The following is a 17891-nucleotide window of genomic DNA, read 5'->3' on the forward strand; positions in this document are numbered from 1 at the left end:
GGCCGGACGGTCACGTGGCACGGGCCGTCCGACCGCTTCCCCACCGGAGAACCCCCATGAACCACGTCGCGGACCCAAGCCGCTACGACGGCACCATGCAGTACCGCCGCACCGGACGCTCCGGGCTCGATCTGCCCGCTCTCTCCCTCGGCTACTGGCACAACTTCGGCGACGACAAGCCGTTCGAGACCCAGCGGCGGATCGCCCTGCGCGCCTTCGACCTCGGCATCACCCACCACGACCTCGCCAACAACTACGGTCCGCCCTACGGGTCCGCCGAGATCAACTTCGGCCGGATCCTGCGGCAGGACCTGGCGCCGTACCGCGACGAGCTGGTGGTGTCCACCAAGGCCGGGTGGGACATGTGGCCCGGCCCCTACGGCCAGGGCGGCGGCTCCCGCAAGTACGTGCTCGCCTCCCTCGACCAGTCCCTGAAGCGGACGGGTCTCGACTACGTCGACATCTTCTACTCCCACCGCCTGGACGCCTCCACCCCGCTGGAGGAGACCATGACGGCGCTGGACACGGCGGTGCGGCAGGGCAAGGCGCTGTACGTCGGCATCTCCTCCTACGACGCCGAACGCTCCCGGCAGGCCGCGGCGATCCTCCGCGACCTGGGCACCCCCCTGCTCATCCACCAGCCGTCGTACAACATGCTCAACCGGTGGATCGAGACCGAGGGCCTGCTCGACGCGGCCGCCGACGAGGGCTTCGGCGTCATCGGGTTCACCGCGCTGGCCCAGGGGCTGCTCACCGGCCGCTACCTCGACGGCGTGCCCGAGGGGTCCCGCGCCACCCAGGGCAAGTCCTTCGCGACCGGCTGGCTCACCGAGGACACCGTCCGGCGGCTGCGCGCCCTGAACGACATCGCCGCCCGCCGGGGCCAGAGCCTGGCGCAGATGGCGCTCGCCTGGGCGCTGCGCGACCCGCGTGTCACCTCGCTGGTGATCGGCGCCTCCCGCCCCGAGCAGCTGGAGGAGAACGTGGCTGCTCTGGCCAACCCGTCCTTCAGCGACGACGAACTGGCCGAGATCGACAAGCACGCGGTCGTCGACGGCGACGTCGACCTGTGGCGGCGGGCCCGCACCGGCGACCTCGGCTGAGGCGTCCCCGGTCCGCAGCGGTGCTCAGGACCCGCCGACGATGCGCAGCGCCCGGGGCGGCTCGCCGGCCGGTTCGGGCAGCCGCAGCGGCTCCCGCCCGGGTGTGATGCTGCCGAGCAGTGACGCCCGGCGGGCGCCCGTCCCCGAGGGGATCGCGCCGGGCAGGCCGTTGACGGTCAGGAAGCCCAGGAGGGCGAAGGCAAGTGCCTCCTTGGCGTCGGAAGGCAGCCCGAGCGCGTCGCTGGAACCGAGGGCCACCCCGGGCAGCTCCTCGGCGAGCATGCCCATCAGCACCGGGTTGTGCGCGCCACCGCCGGACACGACGAGCCGCGTGACACCGTGCGCGCGGCAGGCGTCGGCGACTGTGACGGCGGTGAGCCGGGCCAGGGTCGCCAGGACGTCGTCGGGTTCGGCGACCGGCGCCGACGCGAGCGCCCGCAGCAGGTACGGCAGGTGGAACTGCTCCTTGCCGGTGCTCTTCGGAGCCGGCCTGCCGTAGTACGGGTCGTCCAGCAGCACCCGCAGCAGCCCCGGGGCCACCCGGCCCGCCCCGGCCCGCCGCCCGTCCTCGTCGTACGCGGCCGCACCGCCGGTGAAGTGCCGTACGGCGGCGTCCATCAGGGCGTTGGCAGGGCCCGTGTCGAAGGCCAGCGGTTCGGCGCCGGGGGCGACGACGGTGACGTTGGCGATCCCGCCCAGGTTGAGGGCGGCGGGGACGCCGGGCAGCGCGGCCAGGGCCAGGACATCGGTCATGGCCACCAGCGGCGCCCCCTGACCGCCGGCCGCGACGTCCCTGCCGCGCAGGTCGGAGACGACGGGCAGACCGGTCGCCTCGGCGATCCAGGCGGGCTGGCCGAGCTGGAGGGTGCCGCGCACGGCGCCGTCCTCCACCCAGTGGTACACGGTCTGCCCGTGCGAGACCACCAGATCGGCGGCGCCCCCGCACAGCTCGCGCACCGCCCGCACGGCCACGTCGGCGAAGGCCTGCCCGATGCCGGTGTCGAGCCGGGCGACGGTCCGGACCGACGCCGCCGCCGGGGGCAGGCTGCCCGCGATCAGGTCGCGCAGCCCGTCCGGGTAGGGGGCGGAGAGATGGCCGAGCGGGCGCATCACCAGGGCCTCGCCACGCAGTTCGAGATCCGCGGCGGCCGCCTCGATGGCGTCGTAGGAGGTGCCTGACATCAGGCCGATCACACGCACGATGTACTCCTGCGAGGGGTTGGGCGGGTCAGGACGGGATCACTTCCGGCCGGCCGTCGAGGTCAGCCGGTCGGGCCCGGCGCCCGGCTCCTCGTCGACCGCCGTGCCCCCGGCGGACTCCGGCGCCCGGTGGAACAGGCTCAGCACACCGCCGACGAGCAGGGTGATCAGTACGCCGATCGGCACCAGCCACTGGGCCGCGATCGCCTGGGACACCGTGGTCCCGCCGGTGGTGACGTCGATCTTCACCCCGCGCACGATGTACGTCATCACCCCGATGGTGACCAGGAAGGCCACGATGGAGTCGACCTCGTTGGCACGTTTGACGAGCCGCCCCAGCAGGAAGGCGCCGAGCAGCGCGCCGTAGGTGTAGCCGGCGATGGTCAGACCGGTCAGGTACACGTTGCCCGTGCTCGCGCTGAACGCGCAGGCGAAGACGGCCATGAGCGTCGCCCACACCAGCGTCATCCAGCGGGCGAGCCTGAGCAGCGCCTCCTCGGACGGTGTACTGCGGAAGAAGCTGTGGATGATGTCGGCGACCGTCGAGTTCGACATGGAGTTCAGCGCCGAGGACAGCGACCCCATCGCGGCGCCCAGGATGCCGGCCACGAGCAGGCCCGAGACGACCACCGGCAGCCCGTGCAGGATGAACTCGGGGTAGAGGTTGTCCGAGCTGGACAGCCCCAGCTCCGCGAAGGACCTGCCCTCGTTGTACGACCACAGCAGCGCGCCGACGAGGGAGAACGCGGCGAACTGGACGGTGACGAAGACACCCGAGGCGATCATGGCCTTCTGGCCCTCGCGCAGCGTCCGCGTCGCCAGCACCCGCTGGACGATCAGCTGGTCGGAGCCGTGCGAGGCCATGGCGAAGATGGCGCCGCCGATGATCGCCGTGGGCAGGGCGAACGGACTGGTGAGGATGTGGGCGAGGTTGAAGTCGGTGTCGAAGAGCTGGAACTTTCCGGCGTCCAGGGCACGTGCGTAGCCGTCACCGCCGACGTGGGCGGAGAGCACGGCCACGGCGAGGACCGCGCCGCCGAGGTAGAGGACCATCTGGATGGCGTCGGTCCAGATGACCGCCTTGATGCCGCCCAGGTACGTGTAGACCACGGTGATGAGCGTGATCACGATGATGATCACGCGGTAGCTCGCGTGCACACCGAACTCGTCGAGCAGCAGCTTGATCGGGATGGCGGAGGCGAACAGCCGCACGCCCTCGGCCAGGAGCCGGGTGAACACGAAGGTCACCGAGGCGAGCCCCTGCAGCTTCAGCCCGAACCGGTCGCCCAGGTACTGGTAGGCGCTGACGAAGCCGCCGCGCTTGTAGAGCGGGATCAGCACCGTGGCCACGACGACGCGTCCGACGACGTAGCCCAGGGCCAGTTCGACGTTGCCGAAACCCTGGCCGCTGTAGGCGCCGCCGGGGACGCTGATCACCGTCAGCACACTGGTCTCCGTGGCGACGACGGAGAAGGAGACCGTCCACCACGGCATGTGGCCTTCACCGACGAAGTAGTCCTTCGCCGACTTCTGCCGGCCTGCCTTCCGCAGGCCGATCCAGGCGATCCCGATCAGATAGACCACGATCACCACGAGGTCGAGCTGGCGCACGCTTGCTCCTAGACACTGGCCGGTGGGGTCGCCGGCGTGGGGAGGGGGTTGGCGGTCGTCCGGCGGACGCGGACGACGAGGGAGGTGTGAGGGGTCGTGCGGTCCAGCGCCAGCAGCCGGGCCCCGTCCAGGGGGTCGCCGAGTGAGGACGTGAGCCGCACGGGGAGTCCGGAACCGGTGAGGGCGGCGGACAGCGGCGCCATCAGGGCCGGGCCGAGGCCGGTCAGACCGCCGGTGACGGCCGTCGGCAGCGGATCGCCGCCCGCGGCGATCCGGCGGGCCGCCGCGAGCGCGGTCTCGGCCAGGTCGGCGGCGGCGTCCCGGACGATCGCCGCGGCCACGGTGTCCCCCGCCTCGGCGGCGCGGGCCACCTCGGGGGCGAACGTGGCGGCCGTACGGGCCGGATTGCCGTCCCGTGCGACGGTCGCCGGCAGCCGTTCGAGGTCGCCGAAGAGACCGACGGCGGCGGGCAGCAGCATGGTGTCCGGGCCCCGCCCGTCGTGGGCGCGCAGGGCCGCTCGCAGTCCGGCCGTGCCGATCCGGGCGCCGCTGCCGTCGTCACCGAGCAGCGGGCCCCACCCGTCGACGCGTGCGTACGTCCCGTCGGCGCCGATACCGACCGCGACCGCACCGGTGCCGATCGCCAGCACCACCCCCGCCCGGCCGCCGAGCGCGCCGGCGTGGGCGGTGACGGCGTCGCTGGTGACAGCCGCCTCCTGGACGGGCAGGTCCTCCAGCAGGGCACCCACCAGGGACCGGGCGGCCGCGGGGGCCGAAGCCGCTCCGGCGGCGCCCACGAGGACTGACTCCGGCCGGGCACGGCCCGGTTCCCGAAGGAGCGGCTCGACGGCGGCGCGCACGGCGGCACGCGCCGCGGTCACCCCGTCGGGCGCCGCCAGACCGGGGGCACCGGCCACGGAGCTGACGGCCCGTGACGAGTCGGCGCTGTTCCACAGCATGGCGCGGCAACCGGTCTTCCCGAGATCTACCGCCACTACTGAAGTCATACGGCTTGCCCTTTGCCCGAGTGACCCGGCACGTCGAGAGCCACCAGGTCGTCGGTGACCGGTGCGGATCGCCGTCCGAGTATGGGAACGCCGCCCTCCGGATGTCAATAAGTAACGTCATGTTGTTCAGTGCGTAACTTTTTGACCCGCCCGGGTCACCCCATTACCCTGTGCTCACCACATCCAGGAGGGGCCATGGTCCGCCAGTCCTCGTCCCGCGTGCCGCAGCCGTCCGCCCAGGACGCGCCGCTCGCCGGCATCCTCACGCGCGTCCGCGCCGCCCGGTCCTCCCTGGCCCCCTCGGAACGGCGGGTGGCCGACGCGGTCCTCGCCGACCCGGGACAGGTCGCGGAACTGTCCATCCACGCGCTGGCGGAGCGGGCGAGCACCTCGGCGGCCACCGTGATGCGGTTCTGCCGCACCATCGGCACGGGCAACTACCCCCAGTTGCGCCTTGCCCTGGCGGCCGCCGCCGCGCGGGAGCACGCCCTGGGCGGTGAGCGGGCGGCGCAGGGCGGCACCGACATCAGTCCGACGGACTCGCTGGACCGGATAGTCAGCAAGATCATCTACAACGAGGTGCGGGCCCTGGAGGACTCGGGCGCCGCACTCGACGTCGACGCGCTGGGCCGGGCGGTGGACGCGGTGGCCAAGGCCCGCAGGGTCGACATCTTCGGCGTGGGGGCCAGCGCGTTCGTCGGCCAGGACCTGCACCAGAAGCTGCACCGCATAGGCCGGATGGCCTTCATCTGGAGCGACCGGCACGCGGCGCTCACCGCGACGGCCCTGCTGGGGCCCGGCGACGTGGCCCTGGCCGTCTCCCACTCCGGGGAGACCGAGGACACCACCGAGCCCCTCCAGGCCGCGGCCGAACGCGGAGCCACCACCATCGCCCTGACCAACGACCCGGGCTCCACGCTCGCCACCGGTGCGGACCTGGTGCTGACGACCTGCGCGCGGGAAACGCCGTTCCGCTCCGGCGCGACGGTCAGCCGCATCGCCCAACTGGCCGTCATCGACTGCCTCTTCGTCGGCGTCGCCCAGCGCTCCTACGACGCGGCGACCACCGCCCTCGAAGAGACCTACGGAGCCGTCCAGCGCCGCCGGCGTCCCACGCGCCGCACCGGGTGACGGCGCGTCACGACCGCACGGTCCCCACTCCTCCCGTTTCCGGGTACTCGCCCTCGCGCAGGCTCGTCACCAGCTCGCGCGGCAGACCGTGGGTGTCGTGGAGGTAGTGGAAGTCCTCCTCTCCCAGCGGGCCCCGGAAGCGGGGCCGGGCGAGCACGTTCCTGCCGCGTTCCAGGAGCCGCCGGAACCGGCGCTCCTCCTCCACCAGCAGGCGCCGCACGAGGCCTTGGAGGTGGGGGTCGCCGTCCTGGCGGAAGTGGTCCAGGGTGTGCGTGACCAACTCGTCCGGCAGGTCACCGAGCCCGCGCGAGGGATCGTCCCGCCACAGCACGGTGAGCAGCCGCCGCACCAGGCGCCGCAGCACGTAGCCCCGGCCGGTGTTGGACGGGCGGACACCGTCGCCGACGACCACGACGGCCGACCGGAGGTGGTCGCAGACCACCCGGAACGACGGTTCGTCCAGCGGCCACAGGGCGGGCAGCAGCCGTCGCCAGGGCTCGAAGACGTCGCACTCGAACACCGACGACTTGCCCTGCAGGAGCGTGGCGAGGCGCTCCAGGCCCAGGCCGGTGTCGACGTTGCGCTGCCCGAGCGGCACGAGGCGGCCGTCCTCCAGTCGGCGGTGGCGCATCATCACGTGGTTCCACACCTCCACCCAGCGGTCGTCGCCGGTGGGCGTGGACCGGGGCGGGGAGTCACCGCTCCACAGGAAGATCTCCGAGTCGGGTCCGCACGGGCCCACCGGCCCGTTGGACCACCAGTTGTCGTCCACCGTCTGCTCCACGGGAACGCCGCGCTCCTGCCACAGCCGCAGCGACTCGGTGTCCGGTCCGACCTGCTCACCGCCCCCGTACACGGTGGCGTGCAGCAGGCCCGGGTCGACGCCCAGCCCCTCGGTGAGCAGCCGGTGGCCCCAGTCGAGACTCCGCGGGCCCTCGTAGTCGCCCAGCGACCAGGTGCCGAGCATCTGGAACACCGTCAGATGGGTGCTGTCCCCGACCTCGTCCAGGTCCGTGGTGCGCAGACAGCGCTGTACGTTGACCAGCCGCCGGCCCAGCGGGTGGGGGCGGCCCTCCAGGTACGGGGTGAGCGGATGCATGCCGGCGCTGGTGAACAGGACCGGATCGCCCGGCCCGGGCAGCAGCGTCGAGCCGGTGATCCGGCGATGGCCCTGGTCCTCGTAGTACTCGACGAACGTGCTCAGGACGCGCTCGGTGTCCATGGGGTGACTCCTTCGCTTCGAGGCGGGAGAGGCACCGGAGAACGGAACCGTGCGGTCGTCGCACCAGGGCGAGGGTGGCGGAGCGCCACGTGAACCACCGACGAACCGTTTCCGGTCGCCGGTGGGAAGGGAGAAGGTCAGGCGGCGGCAACCGGCGAGCTGGTCGCTCGCGCGGTCGCGAAGATGATCCTGCCGATGACGTTCATGCCTCGAAGATAACGCCCCGGGCGGGTGCGAGCACCCGGATATTCCGCAACCGCGCCGCCCCCTCCGGGAGTCCCTGCCTTGGCAGGGACAGCGCGGGCCGACGGATACGGGGGAGCAGCATGGCCGACTTCCATCCCTTCAGGAAACGAGAGCATCTCACCCGGACGCTGCTCACCTCGCTGTGGGCGCTGATCCCCGTCCTGACGCTCGGACTCGGGACGCTGCCCCTGATGATCCACGCGACGGCGCGCACCAAGAGCCCGGCGCAGGCACTGGCCACCGTGCCCTACGGCGTGGCGGCCGCGCTCTTCGTCACCTTCGACCCGGACGTGTCCGCCACGTACGAGGTCGTGTTCGGCGCCGCCATGTTCTTCAGCATCCTCGTCGGGACCGGGCACGCCTTCGCGATCCGGTCCCGGGTGTGGCAGCGCCCCGACGGGGGGCTGCTGTACCCGCTGCAGAGCCGGCAGCGTGTCCTGCTCGCCGCGCACCGCGACGAGCGGGCGGCGCGGGAGACCGCGCGGGGCATCGCCGCCACCGACCCCCGTCAGGCGCTCGAACTGCGCATCGGCCGCGTCGACCTGGCCGACCGGGCGTTTCCCGACGGCGGTCTCGTCGACGTCAACAACGTGCCCGCCGGCGACCTGGCCCGCCACCTGACCCTGTCCGACGAACGGGCCGCGGCGGCCGTGCGCATGCGGGCGGCGGTCGGTGGCTTCGCCTCCGTGGAGGACCTGTCCGTCACCATGGACCTGCCACCGCGGCATCTGGACGCCGTCGCGGACCGGTTGGTCTTCCTGCCGCCGTCGTAACGCCCCGGCTCTCCCCTCCTGCATCGGCTTCTTCACGGCTCCCCGCCCCCGTCGGCGGCGCGGTGGACGGCAGGCACGAGGGGACGGCACGACCCATTCGCTGCCGGAGCGCGTGACGCGGGGGACGCATGGCCCGGGGGAGTGGGACACCGGTGCGGTCACGGCGGGCGGCGGCGCGCTCGCCCTGGCCGTCCTCGTGACGGGCTGCCGTGGAGCCGGCGACACCGACGGCGCCGCGGGCCGTCGGCGAGCCCCGAGACATCCGGGAGCCGGCACGCGTCCGGCGGCCCGGGACCCCGGCCGACTGCAAGAGCGGCCCCCGGCGCTCCTCCGAACTGGACGAGGACTTCCGTGGGAGCAACGGCCACTGCCCGAGTCCCAGTTCGCCGCCGTCGTCCGGCGCAGCGAGCTGCCCTCGGAGGGCGACGCCGCGCCGCGCCCGCGCCCGGGTCCGCCGTCGCCTTCGCCCTGGAGGCCCACGACGCCGCCTTCGCCCCGGACACCGGGGAGTCCGGACGTGCGGCAGGTCTCTGCCCCTACCGCGTCGAGCACGGCGCACCGCGCTTCCCGGGCAACTACCGGGACGCGGCGGAGCCCGTCCGGCCTCGCGGAACGGGCGGGTCTCCCGCCCACACGGCAGGGATGCGGCCCGACCACGGCTGTGCCTGTTCGAGCTGGCCGGCGAGGCGGAAGAGGAGCCCTTCGAGTCCGTAACCGGCGGCGAACTGCATGCCGATCGGGAGTCCCGTGCCGGTGTCGGCCGTCACCGGCACGGACATGGCCGGTGTGCCCGCCACGTTGAACGCCATGGTGAACGGGGAGTGGTCGTTGAGCCGTTCGATCCAGCCGAGGCCATCGAGCGCCTCCGCGCCCTCGCCGTAGGCGCCCAGCGGCGGGGGCAGCTCCGGCAGGGTGGGGGTGAGCAGCAGGTCGTAGGTGCCGAAGTACCGCGCCAGGCCGCGGGCGACGCGATTGCGGATCGCGAGGGCGGTGACGAACTGGGGGCCGCTGACCCGTTGCCCGTAGTGGTGAGCGGCCAGCGTGGCCGGTTCGAGACACGAGGAGTCGACGGGTCGGCCGAGGGCCGCCGACAGGTCGTCGACCGAGGCCGCGAGATTGGCGGTCGACAGACGGGCGTTGGCCAGCACGAACTCCTCCCAGTCGGCGCCGAGGCCGACCACGACCTCCTCCGTGCGGTGCCCGAGGGATTCGAGCAGACGTACGGTGCGCGCCAGGGCCTCGGCCACCGGGGCGGCGGTGGCTCGCCCGCCCCAGGCCCGGGCGAGGACCCCGATCCGCAGCGAGCCCGGCGGGCGCGTGACTTCCTCCGCGTAGGGGCGGGACGGCTGCTCGGCGAAGTAGGGGTCGCCCGGCTCCGGGCCGCTTATCAGGTCGAGCAGGGCGGCGCTGTCCCGTACGGTGCGGCTGACGCTGCCCTGGACGGCCAGGCCGTTGAATCCCTCGTCGAGGGCGGGGCCCATGGAGACCCGGCCGCGGGTGGGTTTCAGCCCGAAGAGGCCGTTGTACGCGGCGGGGATGCGCAGCGAGCCGGCGGCGTCGGTCGCGTGGGCGAGGGGGACCGCTCCGGCCGCGACGGCCGCGGCCGCGCCGCCGCTGGATCCTCCGGCGCCGCGCCGGGGGTCCCAGGGATTGCGGGTCGGGCCGTACAGCACCGGCTCCGTGGTGATGCTGTAGGCCAGCTCCGGCGTCGCGGTACGCCCGAGGGTCACGAGGCCCGCGCGGCGGAAGCGGCGCATCAGGAAGGAGTCGGAGCGGGCCACGTGCCCGGCCGCGAGACGGCTGCCCAACTCCGTGCGCCGGCCCGCCATGGCGACCCCGAAGTCCTTGATCAGGAAGGGCGCGCCGGCCAGCGGCGTGCTGCCCGGGGCGGGCCGGTCGTCGGCCGGCCAGGTCTCCACGACCGCGTTGATCCGCGGATTGACCCTCCCCACGGCCTCGCGTGCGGCGGCCTCCACCTCGGCGGGGGTCACCTCGCCCTCGGCCACCAGTTCCGCGAGCCCCACCGCGTCGTGGCGCACGTACTCGGACACTCTCACTGTCACTCCTCGGTACATCGGATCGGTACATCGGATCGGTACATCGGATCGGTACATCGGACGATACCCATGAGTCCTGCTCGATACCGAACGGTATCGATCGGGACGGGCTGGTACCGTAGCAGGCATGACATCGACCGCCGCCAGGCCGGGCAGAGTGGCGAAGCTGCCGCCCCGCGAGCGCATCCTCGACGCGGCCGAGGAGCTCTTCCAGAGCGAGGGCATCCGGCGCGTGGGAGTCCAGGCGATCGCCGAGCGGGCCGAGACCACCAAGATGGCGATCTACCGGCACTTCGAGACCAAGGACGCACTCGTCGCCGAATGGCTGCGGATCCTGGCCGCCGAGTACCAGGCGGCCTTCGACCGCGTCGAGGCCGAACACCCCGGCCGGCCCCGGGAGCAGATCCTGGGCCTCGCCCGCTTCATCGCCGACGGGCTGCCGGGGCTCTCGCACCGGGGCTGCCCGTTCATCAACTCCCTCGCCGAGCTGCCCGACCGCTCCCACCCCGCGCGACAGGTGATCGAGGAGCACAAGGCCCGCCAGACCCGCAGGCTGGTCGCCCTGTGTGCCGAGGCGGGAATGCCCGACCCCGAACAGGTCGCCGCCCAGATCACTTTCGTCCTCGAAGGGGCGCAGGTCAGCACGCAGAACGGAAGCATCGACCGGGCGGGGGAGCGGTTGATGCGCATCGTCGAGGCGATCGTGGACCAGTAGCACGGGGCCCAGCCGGATCTCGTCGGTGCCGCGGGCTTCCGGCCGGCGGGCCTACTCCGGCCGGCCCGTCGCCCAGGAGGGCAGCCAGGTGTCCTCGGGCAGCGGGGCCAGGTTCGCGAAGTGGTTGACGACCGCCCGGAGTCCCGGATGCGGATTCTCCCGGGGGAGGAGCAGCGAGAGCGGGTAGGCGAGTGTCGGACCCGCGATCGGGATGCGGCGCAGATCGTGGCCGGTCGGCCAGACGTACCGGTCGCGCGAGCCCACGAGGGTGGCCACGTCCTCGGAGTCGGCCAGGACGTCGAGGAGTACCTCGTTGCCGAAGTTCGGGCCCGCGGCGTCCACACGGAGTCCGAACTCCGTGGTGAGCTGCGCGTAGAAGTCCGCCCATTCGCTGCCCGGCGCGATACCGGGCACCCAGATCCGGTGCCCGCGCAGCCGTGCCGGTGTCACGGTGCGCGCGGAGGCGAGCGGGTGCCTCGGGCCGACGACGAGTTCCAGCGGGGAGTGGAACGCGTGGATCATCCGCACCTCGGGCGGCAGCGCGGCCGGGTCGGTGACCGAGCGGAAGGAGGCGTCGACGTCGCCCGCCTGTACGGCGGCCACCGCCAGACGCGGGTCGTCGACCTTGAGCGTCACCACGTCGAGTGCGGTTCCGGGATGGGAGCGCCAGTAGTCGTGCAGGACGACGGCCTGCGCGGACCGCAGGCCCAGGACGTCGATCCGCAGCGCCCGCGAGCCTCGTCGGATCGCGGTGACGGCGCGGTCGACGTTCGCGACGATGTTCCGCGCGTGCGGCAGGAAGGCCTGCCCGTCGAGCGTCAGCTCGACCCCTCGGGGAGTGCGGGTGAACAACCGGACGTCCAGGGTGCGCTCCAGGGCCGCGATCCGTTTCGAGACGGCCTGCTGCGTCACGCCGAGCTCGTCGGCCGCGTGCCGCAGCTGTCCCAGCTCGGCCGCGCGGACGAATGATCGCACCGCCTCCGTGTCCATGGGGGCGAGCATAGGGCCGCCCAACCGATGGTTGTGGCGCGCGCGTGCCGTCGGACCTCCCGGGGCGGGACGGTCAGCGGTCCCGGCCGGTCCCGTCCGGGTGCTGTGCGCGCCTCACCTGCTGTTCCAGTCCCTCCAGGATGAGGGCCAGGCCCGCCTCGAAGGCGGACTCGTGGTCCATCGGCGGCACGTCCGGCGGCAGATCGGGCGGCACGGCGGCCGAGCGGTCCGTGCCGTCGCCGTGGCCGGTGTCCGCCTGCTCCTCCAGGACGCTGCCGACCGTGAAGCGGCCGGCGGCCAGCATCGCGGTCCTTGCCGGTTCCGCGGGCACGCCCGCCGCGGTCAGGAACGCCATCTTGTGGGCGATGCGGTCGAGGTCCGCGCCGCCGGGGCTGCTCCCGGCGTGCAGGCGTGCGCCGTCGCGGCGCGCCAGCAGGGTGCGCCGGAAGCTGCGCGTGTTCTCCCGGAACCAGTCGCGCCAGTCGTCGGCGGGCGTCGGCAGGGGAGCCGTCGCGTGCGGGGCCATGGCGGCTTCGCTCATGGCGCCGAGCAGTTCCCTCTTGTTCCGGAAGTGGTAGTAGAGCGACGGCTGCTCGACGCCCAGACGCCTGGCCAGCTGTCGTGTGCTGACGGCGTCCAGGCCGACCTCGTCCAGCAGGTCGAGCGCCTCGGTGAGGACGGTCTCGCGGTTCATTTTCGCCACATTGACAATCTATCGGTGATAGGTGACTCTGCAAAGCGTACCTATCAGCGATAGAAAACGAGGGTGCGACATGACCCACGGATCACCGGCGTCCACCGACGCCGTTCTGAAGGTCCTGATCTGCGGCGGCGGGGTGGCCGGTCAGGCGCTGGCCCACTGGCTCGCCCGGGGCGGTCACCGGGTGACCGTCGTCGAACGCTTCCCGGCACTGCGGGCCACGGGAGCCCAGGTGGACCTCCGGGGCGAGGGCATCGAAGCGGTCGAGCGCATGGGGCTCCTGGACGCCGTCCGGAGCCGGCTCGTGGACGAGGCGGGGGTCGCCTTCGTGGACGGACGGGGCAGGAAACGGGCGACGATCATGGCCAACACCTCCGGCCGGGGCCGTCAGACCCTGACGTCCGAGTACGAGATCATGCGCGGCGACCTGGTGCGCATCCTCCACGAGGCGGCACGGGAGAAGGTGGACCACGTGTTCGGGACGAGCGTGGAAGGCTTCGAGCAGGACGAGCGGCGGGTCGTCGCCCACTTCTCCGACGGCTCGTCCGACGCGTTCGACCTCCTCGTCGGCGCGGACGGGCAGGGCTCGCGCATCCGCCGGGCCCTCCTGCCGCAGGACGCCCCCGACCCCTACTGGCGGGTGGGGATCCACATGGCCTACTGGTTCGTCCCGCGCATCGCGTCGGACAGCAACATCCGGGACACCTACCTCGCACCCGGCGGCCGGATGATCATGCGCAGGAGTCACCACCCGACCGAGACCCAGGTCTACTTCGTGCTGCGGGAACGCTCCGCGCAGGCCTCGGCCGTCCACCGGGAACCGGCCGAGCGGCAGCGGCGGTTCTGGACCGACAGGTTCCGCGACGCGGGATGGCAGACGGAGCGGTTCCTCGACGGCATGGAGCGGACCGAGAGCTTCTACTCCCAGGAGGTCGTTCAGGTGCGTACCGGCACCTGGTCCAAGGGCCGCGTGGTGCTGGTCGGCGACGCGGCGCACTGCGCCTCCCCCTACAGCGGCATGGGAACCTCCGGCGCCCTGGTCGGCGCCTACGTCCTGGCCGGCGAGCTCAACCGGCACGGCCACGACCTGCCCACCGCCCTGGCCAACTACGACACCGTGCTGCGGCCCTTCGTGGACGAGATACAGGCCGAGGTGAAACCGCACCTCCTGCGCCTGGGCATGCCCGGCAGCCGGCTGGGCGTCGACGCCTTCCACGCGCTCACGGCACTCGCCTGCCGACTGCGCGTCCCCGATCTCGTCGCGCGCCGCTCGCAGACCGACCGGGGCGGTGACTGGCGGCTCCCCGACCTGCCGATGGGCCGAAGCCGCGACGCCGGATGAGGCGTGTGCCGGGCGGTGCCGGGGCCCGCACCTCGGTGCCATAACCTCGTCCGTGGGAACGGCGGTTGCCATGTGTGTCCACACCGAGGAGGCGGCGGTGCTCAAATGGGGCGGCTCGCGATTGCTCGTCTGCGCGGTGGCGCTGGCCTGCGTGGCACTGGTGGGGCCGAGCGCCCCCGGCGGTGCCCTGTCGGGCAGGTCGATGCCCGTCGAAGCGGTCAAGGACGTCGTACCCGACCGGGTCATGACGTGGAACCTGTGCAACCCCTGCGACGCGAGCAACCTCGACCGGGCCGCGGAGATAGCCGCGCAAGCGCCCCAGGTCATCGGCATGCAGGAAGCCTGCGCACGTGACGTGGACAGGATCCGGGACTACCTGGAGGCCTTCCACGGGCTCGTCTACCACGTCGCACACGGGTCGGTCCTGCAGAACTGGGGCCGCTGCGGGGGAGCGCCGTGGAATCCCGGGGGCTTCGGCCAGGCCGTCCTGTCGGCGGCACCGATCACGGACGCGGTCAACGTCGAGTACCCCGACGGCGGCTCCGAGGACCGCGGATACCTCGCCGTCACCACCGAGGTGGGCGGCCGGTCCGTCCGGGTGTTCAACACGCACCTCGCCCAGCGCCGCCAGGAGGAGTTCAGGACGGACCAGGTCCGCGTACTCGCCAGGGAAGTCGCCCGGCACGAACGCGCCATAGTCGTCGGCGACTTCAACGCCGTGCCGGAAGCCTCCGAACTCGACCCGATGTGGTCCCTGGCCACGGACACCGACCCGCAGTGCCACCCCGCGCCCGTCGGCACCTGCGAGCCGACCACGGACTGGCAGAGCAAGTTCGACTACGTCTTCCTGCGCGGCATCGCCTCCCGCGAGCACCGCGTGGTCCGCACCGCGCACTCGGACCACGACATGCTGTACGCCGACCTGGACGTCACCTGAGGCCCCGTCACCGGATGCGGTGGCTCTCCCAGAAGGGGCCGAGGTCCTCGTCCGTCATGGACTGGGCGGCCCGCTTGAAGTCCTCGGTGGTGGAGACGCCGTACCAGTGGTCCCGGGCGTAGCGCTTGAGGAGCCGGGCCATGGTGTCGGCGCCGAGGGTGCGCTCCAGGTCGGCCAGGGCGCAGGGACCGGCCGTGTAGACGAGGTGGTACTCGCCGCGGTGCCGCGACCAGTAGTCCATGGACGCGGTCAGTTCCGTGCCCTCGTCGGGCCAGTAGACGTCCGACCAGCAGTCGCGGGTCTCCACGCCGTAGAAGCGGAAGTTGGCGTACTGGGCGAAGCTCTCGTCCAGCCACGGCGAGGCGTACTCGTCGTTGCCGACGATGCCGTACCACCACTGGTGCGCCAACTCGTGGACGACGGCGTTGCCCTCCTCGGTGGTGCCGAGCAGGACGAGGCCGGGATACTCCATACCGCCGCCGAACCCGCTGGTCATCACGAGATCGATCTCGCCGTAGGGGTAGTGGCCGAACTCGCGGCCGAACCGGTCGACGGCCGCGACGGCTTCCGCGCGGCCGAGGCGGACGCCCGTGGCGGGGTTGCCGGGCGCCCAGAACGACTGCACGCGCACACCCCCGGGCGTGGTCTCCGCCGCCGTCCGGAAGGGTCCCGCGGCCCAGGCGAAGTCCCGCACCCGCTCCGCGAGGCTGAGGGTCACCGAACGTCCCGGGGCTCCCGGGCGGGTCCTGGTGCGGCCCGTCGCGGGCACCGCCATGTCCGACGGGTGGTCGAGGCGGACCCTGAAGTCGCCGGCGAGGGCGTAGAAGCTCTCGCCGACGGCCACGTACGGGTCGAGGTGCCACCCCTCGGCGTCGTGCACGGCGAGCACCGGCAGTGCGTTGCCGAGGAAGCGGAAGGCACCCTCGCGGCCGAAGCGGGCATTGCGGTCGGGCACCGTGATGGAGACGTCGAAGGCGACGGACGCCCGCTTCCCCTGCGCGAGTGGCTTCGGCAGGGCGACGCGCAGAGCCGTGCAGTTCACCGTGAGCGGGTCCGCCGTGCCACCGCGCAGACCCGACACGACGACGGGGGAGGGCGCGGCGGGCACACCGGGCCCGCCGGGCGTCCCGCACCCGTCCTCGCCGTTGCCCCACAGGCGCAGGTACACCTCGCGCAGCGGCCGGTCGGACGCGTTGCGGAAGGACACCCGCTGCCGCCCCGTCCAGTGGCCGCCGTCGGCGTCGGAGCGCAGGTCCACGTCGTAGCGGGCGCGATCGGGTGTCGCCGCGGTCCCGGCGGCCCCGGCTGCCGCGCCGGCCTCACCCGCCGGCGTGCCCACCGCCAGGAGCAGCACGAGCAGCACCACGAACAGACGACGACCGCCCCGGTGCGACCACGGGGCGGGCAGGGGCGTGCCAAGCGGCGACATGACAGCGGATACTGCCACAACTCCCCGCCGGCTACCCCGACTTCGCCGAAGCCTCGGTCCCGCCGGGTGCCGTGGGCGAGCCCGGCCCCGATGGCCGTGGCGGTGAACGCGAGTGGCCCGGCCAGGTCTTCGCGCGTCGCGTGGAAACCGTCGGGGAAGGGGCGAGGGTGCTCCCGTTGCACGCGCCGAAACCGAGTGAGCCGCACAGGTACAGCCCCAGGCCAGTCCGGGCCAGGCCGGGCGCGGACGCGTCGATCGCGGAGCGGAACGCATAATCGGTTGCCGTCGGCGCCGGTGGTGGATGCAATGACCGCCATGGTCACCCAAGAGCCTCTGCCGAGGCGGGACGAGACGAACGGGCACGTCCGGATCGGCGCGCTCGCGCCGCTGACCCGGCCGGGCTGGGACGAGGCGGGCCGGCACCTGCTCGCCGGAATGGAACTGGCCGTACGCGAAGTCAACGACGGGGGCGGCATCCTGGGCAGACCACTGCAGCTGGTGGTGCGGGACACCGCCGCCGATCCTCACCGGGCCGCGGTGGCCGTGGAGGAACTGGCCGGGCTGGGCGTGTCCGCGCTGGCCGGGGAGTACCACAGCGTCGTCGCTCGTGCCGCTGCCGCCAGGGCCGACGCCCTGGGCGTACCGTTCCTGTGCGCTTCGGCCGTGCTCGACGCGCTCACCGAACAGCCGACGCCGTGGGTCGCGCGCCTCGCCCCGGCTCAGTCCCACGGCTGGCGGATCTACGCCGACCACCTCCTCGCCGCGGGCCACCGCCGCATCGCCGTGGCCGCCGACCCGAGCAGCGTCTACTGGGCGTGCGGCACCCGCCTCCTGCGGGACCACCTCGCGCGGCACGACGGCACCGTCGTCGAAATCGACGTGCGCGGGTCGACCGCCGCGTCGGTGTGCGACACGGTCGTGGACCGGCAGGCGACCGCGCTTCTCCTGCTGGTCGGTCACCCCGAGCCGGCCGTGTCGATCGTCCGGTCCCTGCGCCGCGACCCGCGCCTGGCCGGGATCATGATCGGTGCCCCGGCCGGGCAGCCGGAGTTCGCCGGCTGGGCGACGTCGCTGGGCGCGGACGGCGCCGCGGTTCCCTTCCTGCGCTACCTGCCCGAGCACCTGGGCCCGCTCGGCGCACGGGTCGCAACGGCCCTGCGCGAGCGGCTGGCCGAAGCGCCCTCCTTCGTCGCCTTCGAGGGCTACGACACGGTGGCGGTCCTCGCCGACGCGCTGCGTTCGCACGGCCCGGACCGGGCGTGGACCGCCGAATCCTGGGCGAGCGTCTCGGTCGCGGGAACCCGGGGGCGGATCCGGTTCTCCCGGACGCCGGGCAGCGGCGTGTGGCAATGGGTCTGGGCGCCGGTCCAGGTGGTCGACCGGGATCCGGCGGAACCCGGCCGCCTGCGGGTCCTGCACACCGGCTGA

At 73.0% G+C, this 17891-nt stretch carries 15 protein-coding genes; 7 read left to right on the plus strand and 8 right to left on the minus strand.

Annotation, left to right across the window (positions count from 1 at the left end; translation table 11 throughout):
* Nucleotides 1-56: 56 nt before the first annotated feature.
* Nucleotides 57-1103: an L-glyceraldehyde 3-phosphate reductase gene (mgrA, locus tag ACFYZ3_RS21495; RefSeq protein WP_388519993.1), complete on the plus strand. Its 1047-nt coding sequence runs from the start codon at nucleotides 57-59 to the stop codon at nucleotides 1101-1103.
* Between the two features lie 24 nt (nucleotides 1104-1127).
* Here the strand turns inward: mgrA and ACFYZ3_RS21500 are convergent, their stop codons facing one another.
* The 3 genes from ACFYZ3_RS21500 to ACFYZ3_RS21510 are packed head-to-tail and all read right to left on the minus strand — an operon-like array spanning nucleotide 1128 to nucleotide 4909.
* Nucleotides 1128-2303, minus strand: coding sequence for an anhydro-N-acetylmuramic acid kinase (locus tag ACFYZ3_RS21500; protein WP_388519996.1), 1176 nt, complete (start codon nucleotides 2301-2303; stop codon nucleotides 1128-1130).
* A gap of 39 nt (nucleotides 2304-2342) precedes the next feature.
* On the minus strand, nucleotides 2343-3914 hold the full coding sequence (locus ACFYZ3_RS21505; protein ID WP_388519999.1) for a sodium:solute symporter: 1572 nt from the start codon (nucleotides 3912-3914) through the stop codon (nucleotides 2343-2345).
* An 8-nt stretch (nucleotides 3915-3922) separates the two neighbouring features.
* Nucleotides 3923-4909 carry an N-acetylglucosamine kinase gene (locus ACFYZ3_RS21510; RefSeq protein ID WP_388520002.1) on the minus strand — a complete coding sequence of 329 codons (987 nt, stop codon included), beginning with the start codon at nucleotides 4907-4909 and terminating at the stop codon, nucleotides 3923-3925.
* Between the two features lie 207 nt (nucleotides 4910-5116).
* Here ACFYZ3_RS21510 and ACFYZ3_RS21515 point away from each other — a divergent pair, with 207 nt between their 5' ends.
* Nucleotides 5117-6052 (plus strand): MurR/RpiR family transcriptional regulator, encoded by a 936-nt coding sequence (locus ACFYZ3_RS21515; RefSeq protein ID WP_388520005.1) that lies wholly within the window; start codon nucleotides 5117-5119, stop codon nucleotides 6050-6052.
* A 7-nt stretch (nucleotides 6053-6059) separates the two neighbouring features.
* Here the strand turns inward: ACFYZ3_RS21515 and ACFYZ3_RS21520 are convergent, their stop codons facing one another.
* Nucleotides 6060-7274, minus strand: coding sequence for an alanine--tRNA ligase-related protein (locus ACFYZ3_RS21520; RefSeq protein ID WP_388520008.1), 1215 nt, complete (start codon nucleotides 7272-7274; stop codon nucleotides 6060-6062).
* A gap of 326 nt (nucleotides 7275-7600) precedes the next feature.
* Between ACFYZ3_RS21520 and ACFYZ3_RS21525 the strand changes: the two genes are divergently transcribed.
* Nucleotides 7601-8293 (plus strand): helix-hairpin-helix domain-containing protein, encoded by a 693-nt coding sequence (locus tag ACFYZ3_RS21525; RefSeq protein WP_388520011.1) that lies wholly within the window; start codon nucleotides 7601-7603, stop codon nucleotides 8291-8293.
* A gap of 575 nt (nucleotides 8294-8868) precedes the next feature.
* Here the strand turns inward: ACFYZ3_RS21525 and ACFYZ3_RS21530 are convergent.
* The gene (locus ACFYZ3_RS21530; protein ID WP_388520014.1) at nucleotides 8869-10350 is read right to left on the minus strand and encodes an amidase; all 1482 of its coding nucleotides are present in this window, start codon (nucleotides 10348-10350) and stop codon (nucleotides 8869-8871) included.
* A gap of 127 nt (nucleotides 10351-10477) precedes the next feature.
* Here ACFYZ3_RS21530 and ACFYZ3_RS21535 point away from each other — a divergent pair, with 127 nt between their 5' ends.
* A complete protein-coding gene (locus ACFYZ3_RS21535; protein WP_388520017.1) occupies nucleotides 10478-11065 on the plus strand; it encodes a TetR/AcrR family transcriptional regulator in 588 nt (195 codons plus the stop codon).
* 51 nt (nucleotides 11066-11116) lie between these two features.
* Here ACFYZ3_RS21535 and ACFYZ3_RS21540 read toward each other — a convergent pair whose 3' ends face one another.
* Together ACFYZ3_RS21540 and ACFYZ3_RS21545 are read right to left on the minus strand one after the other, a co-directional pair.
* The gene (locus tag ACFYZ3_RS21540; RefSeq protein WP_388520020.1) at nucleotides 11117-12055 is read right to left on the minus strand and encodes a LysR family transcriptional regulator; all 939 of its coding nucleotides are present in this window, start codon (nucleotides 12053-12055) and stop codon (nucleotides 11117-11119) included.
* A 73-nt stretch (nucleotides 12056-12128) separates the two neighbouring features.
* The gene (locus ACFYZ3_RS21545; RefSeq protein ID WP_388520023.1) at nucleotides 12129-12749 is read right to left on the minus strand and encodes a TetR/AcrR family transcriptional regulator C-terminal domain-containing protein; all 621 of its coding nucleotides are present in this window, start codon (nucleotides 12747-12749) and stop codon (nucleotides 12129-12131) included.
* Between the two features lie 79 nt (nucleotides 12750-12828).
* On the opposite strand from ACFYZ3_RS21545, the gene ACFYZ3_RS21550 reads away from it, so the two are divergent.
* Nucleotides 12829-14097: an FAD-dependent monooxygenase gene (locus ACFYZ3_RS21550; RefSeq protein ID WP_388520026.1), complete on the plus strand. Its 1269-nt coding sequence runs from the start codon at nucleotides 12829-12831 to the stop codon at nucleotides 14095-14097.
* A 70-nt stretch (nucleotides 14098-14167) separates the two neighbouring features.
* Nucleotides 14168-15034, plus strand: a complete 867-nt coding sequence (locus tag ACFYZ3_RS21555) for an endonuclease/exonuclease/phosphatase family protein (protein WP_388520572.1) — start codon at nucleotides 14168-14170, stop codon at nucleotides 15032-15034.
* A 7-nt stretch (nucleotides 15035-15041) separates the two neighbouring features.
* Here ACFYZ3_RS21555 and ACFYZ3_RS21560 read toward each other — a convergent pair whose 3' ends face one another.
* Nucleotides 15042-16463: a M1 family metallopeptidase gene (locus ACFYZ3_RS21560; RefSeq protein ID WP_388520029.1), complete on the minus strand. Its 1422-nt coding sequence runs from the start codon at nucleotides 16461-16463 to the stop codon at nucleotides 15042-15044.
* A 306-nt stretch (nucleotides 16464-16769) separates the two neighbouring features.
* On the opposite strand from ACFYZ3_RS21560, the gene ACFYZ3_RS21565 reads away from it, so the two are divergent.
* Entirely contained in the window at nucleotides 16770-17891 is a 1122-nt protein-coding gene (locus tag ACFYZ3_RS21565; RefSeq protein ID WP_388520032.1) for an ABC transporter substrate-binding protein, read from the plus strand.

It is taken from the genome of Streptomyces sp. NPDC001599 (genome assembly GCF_042893535.1).
Taxonomy (GTDB): Bacteria; Actinomycetota; Actinomycetes; order Streptomycetales; family Streptomycetaceae; genus Streptomyces.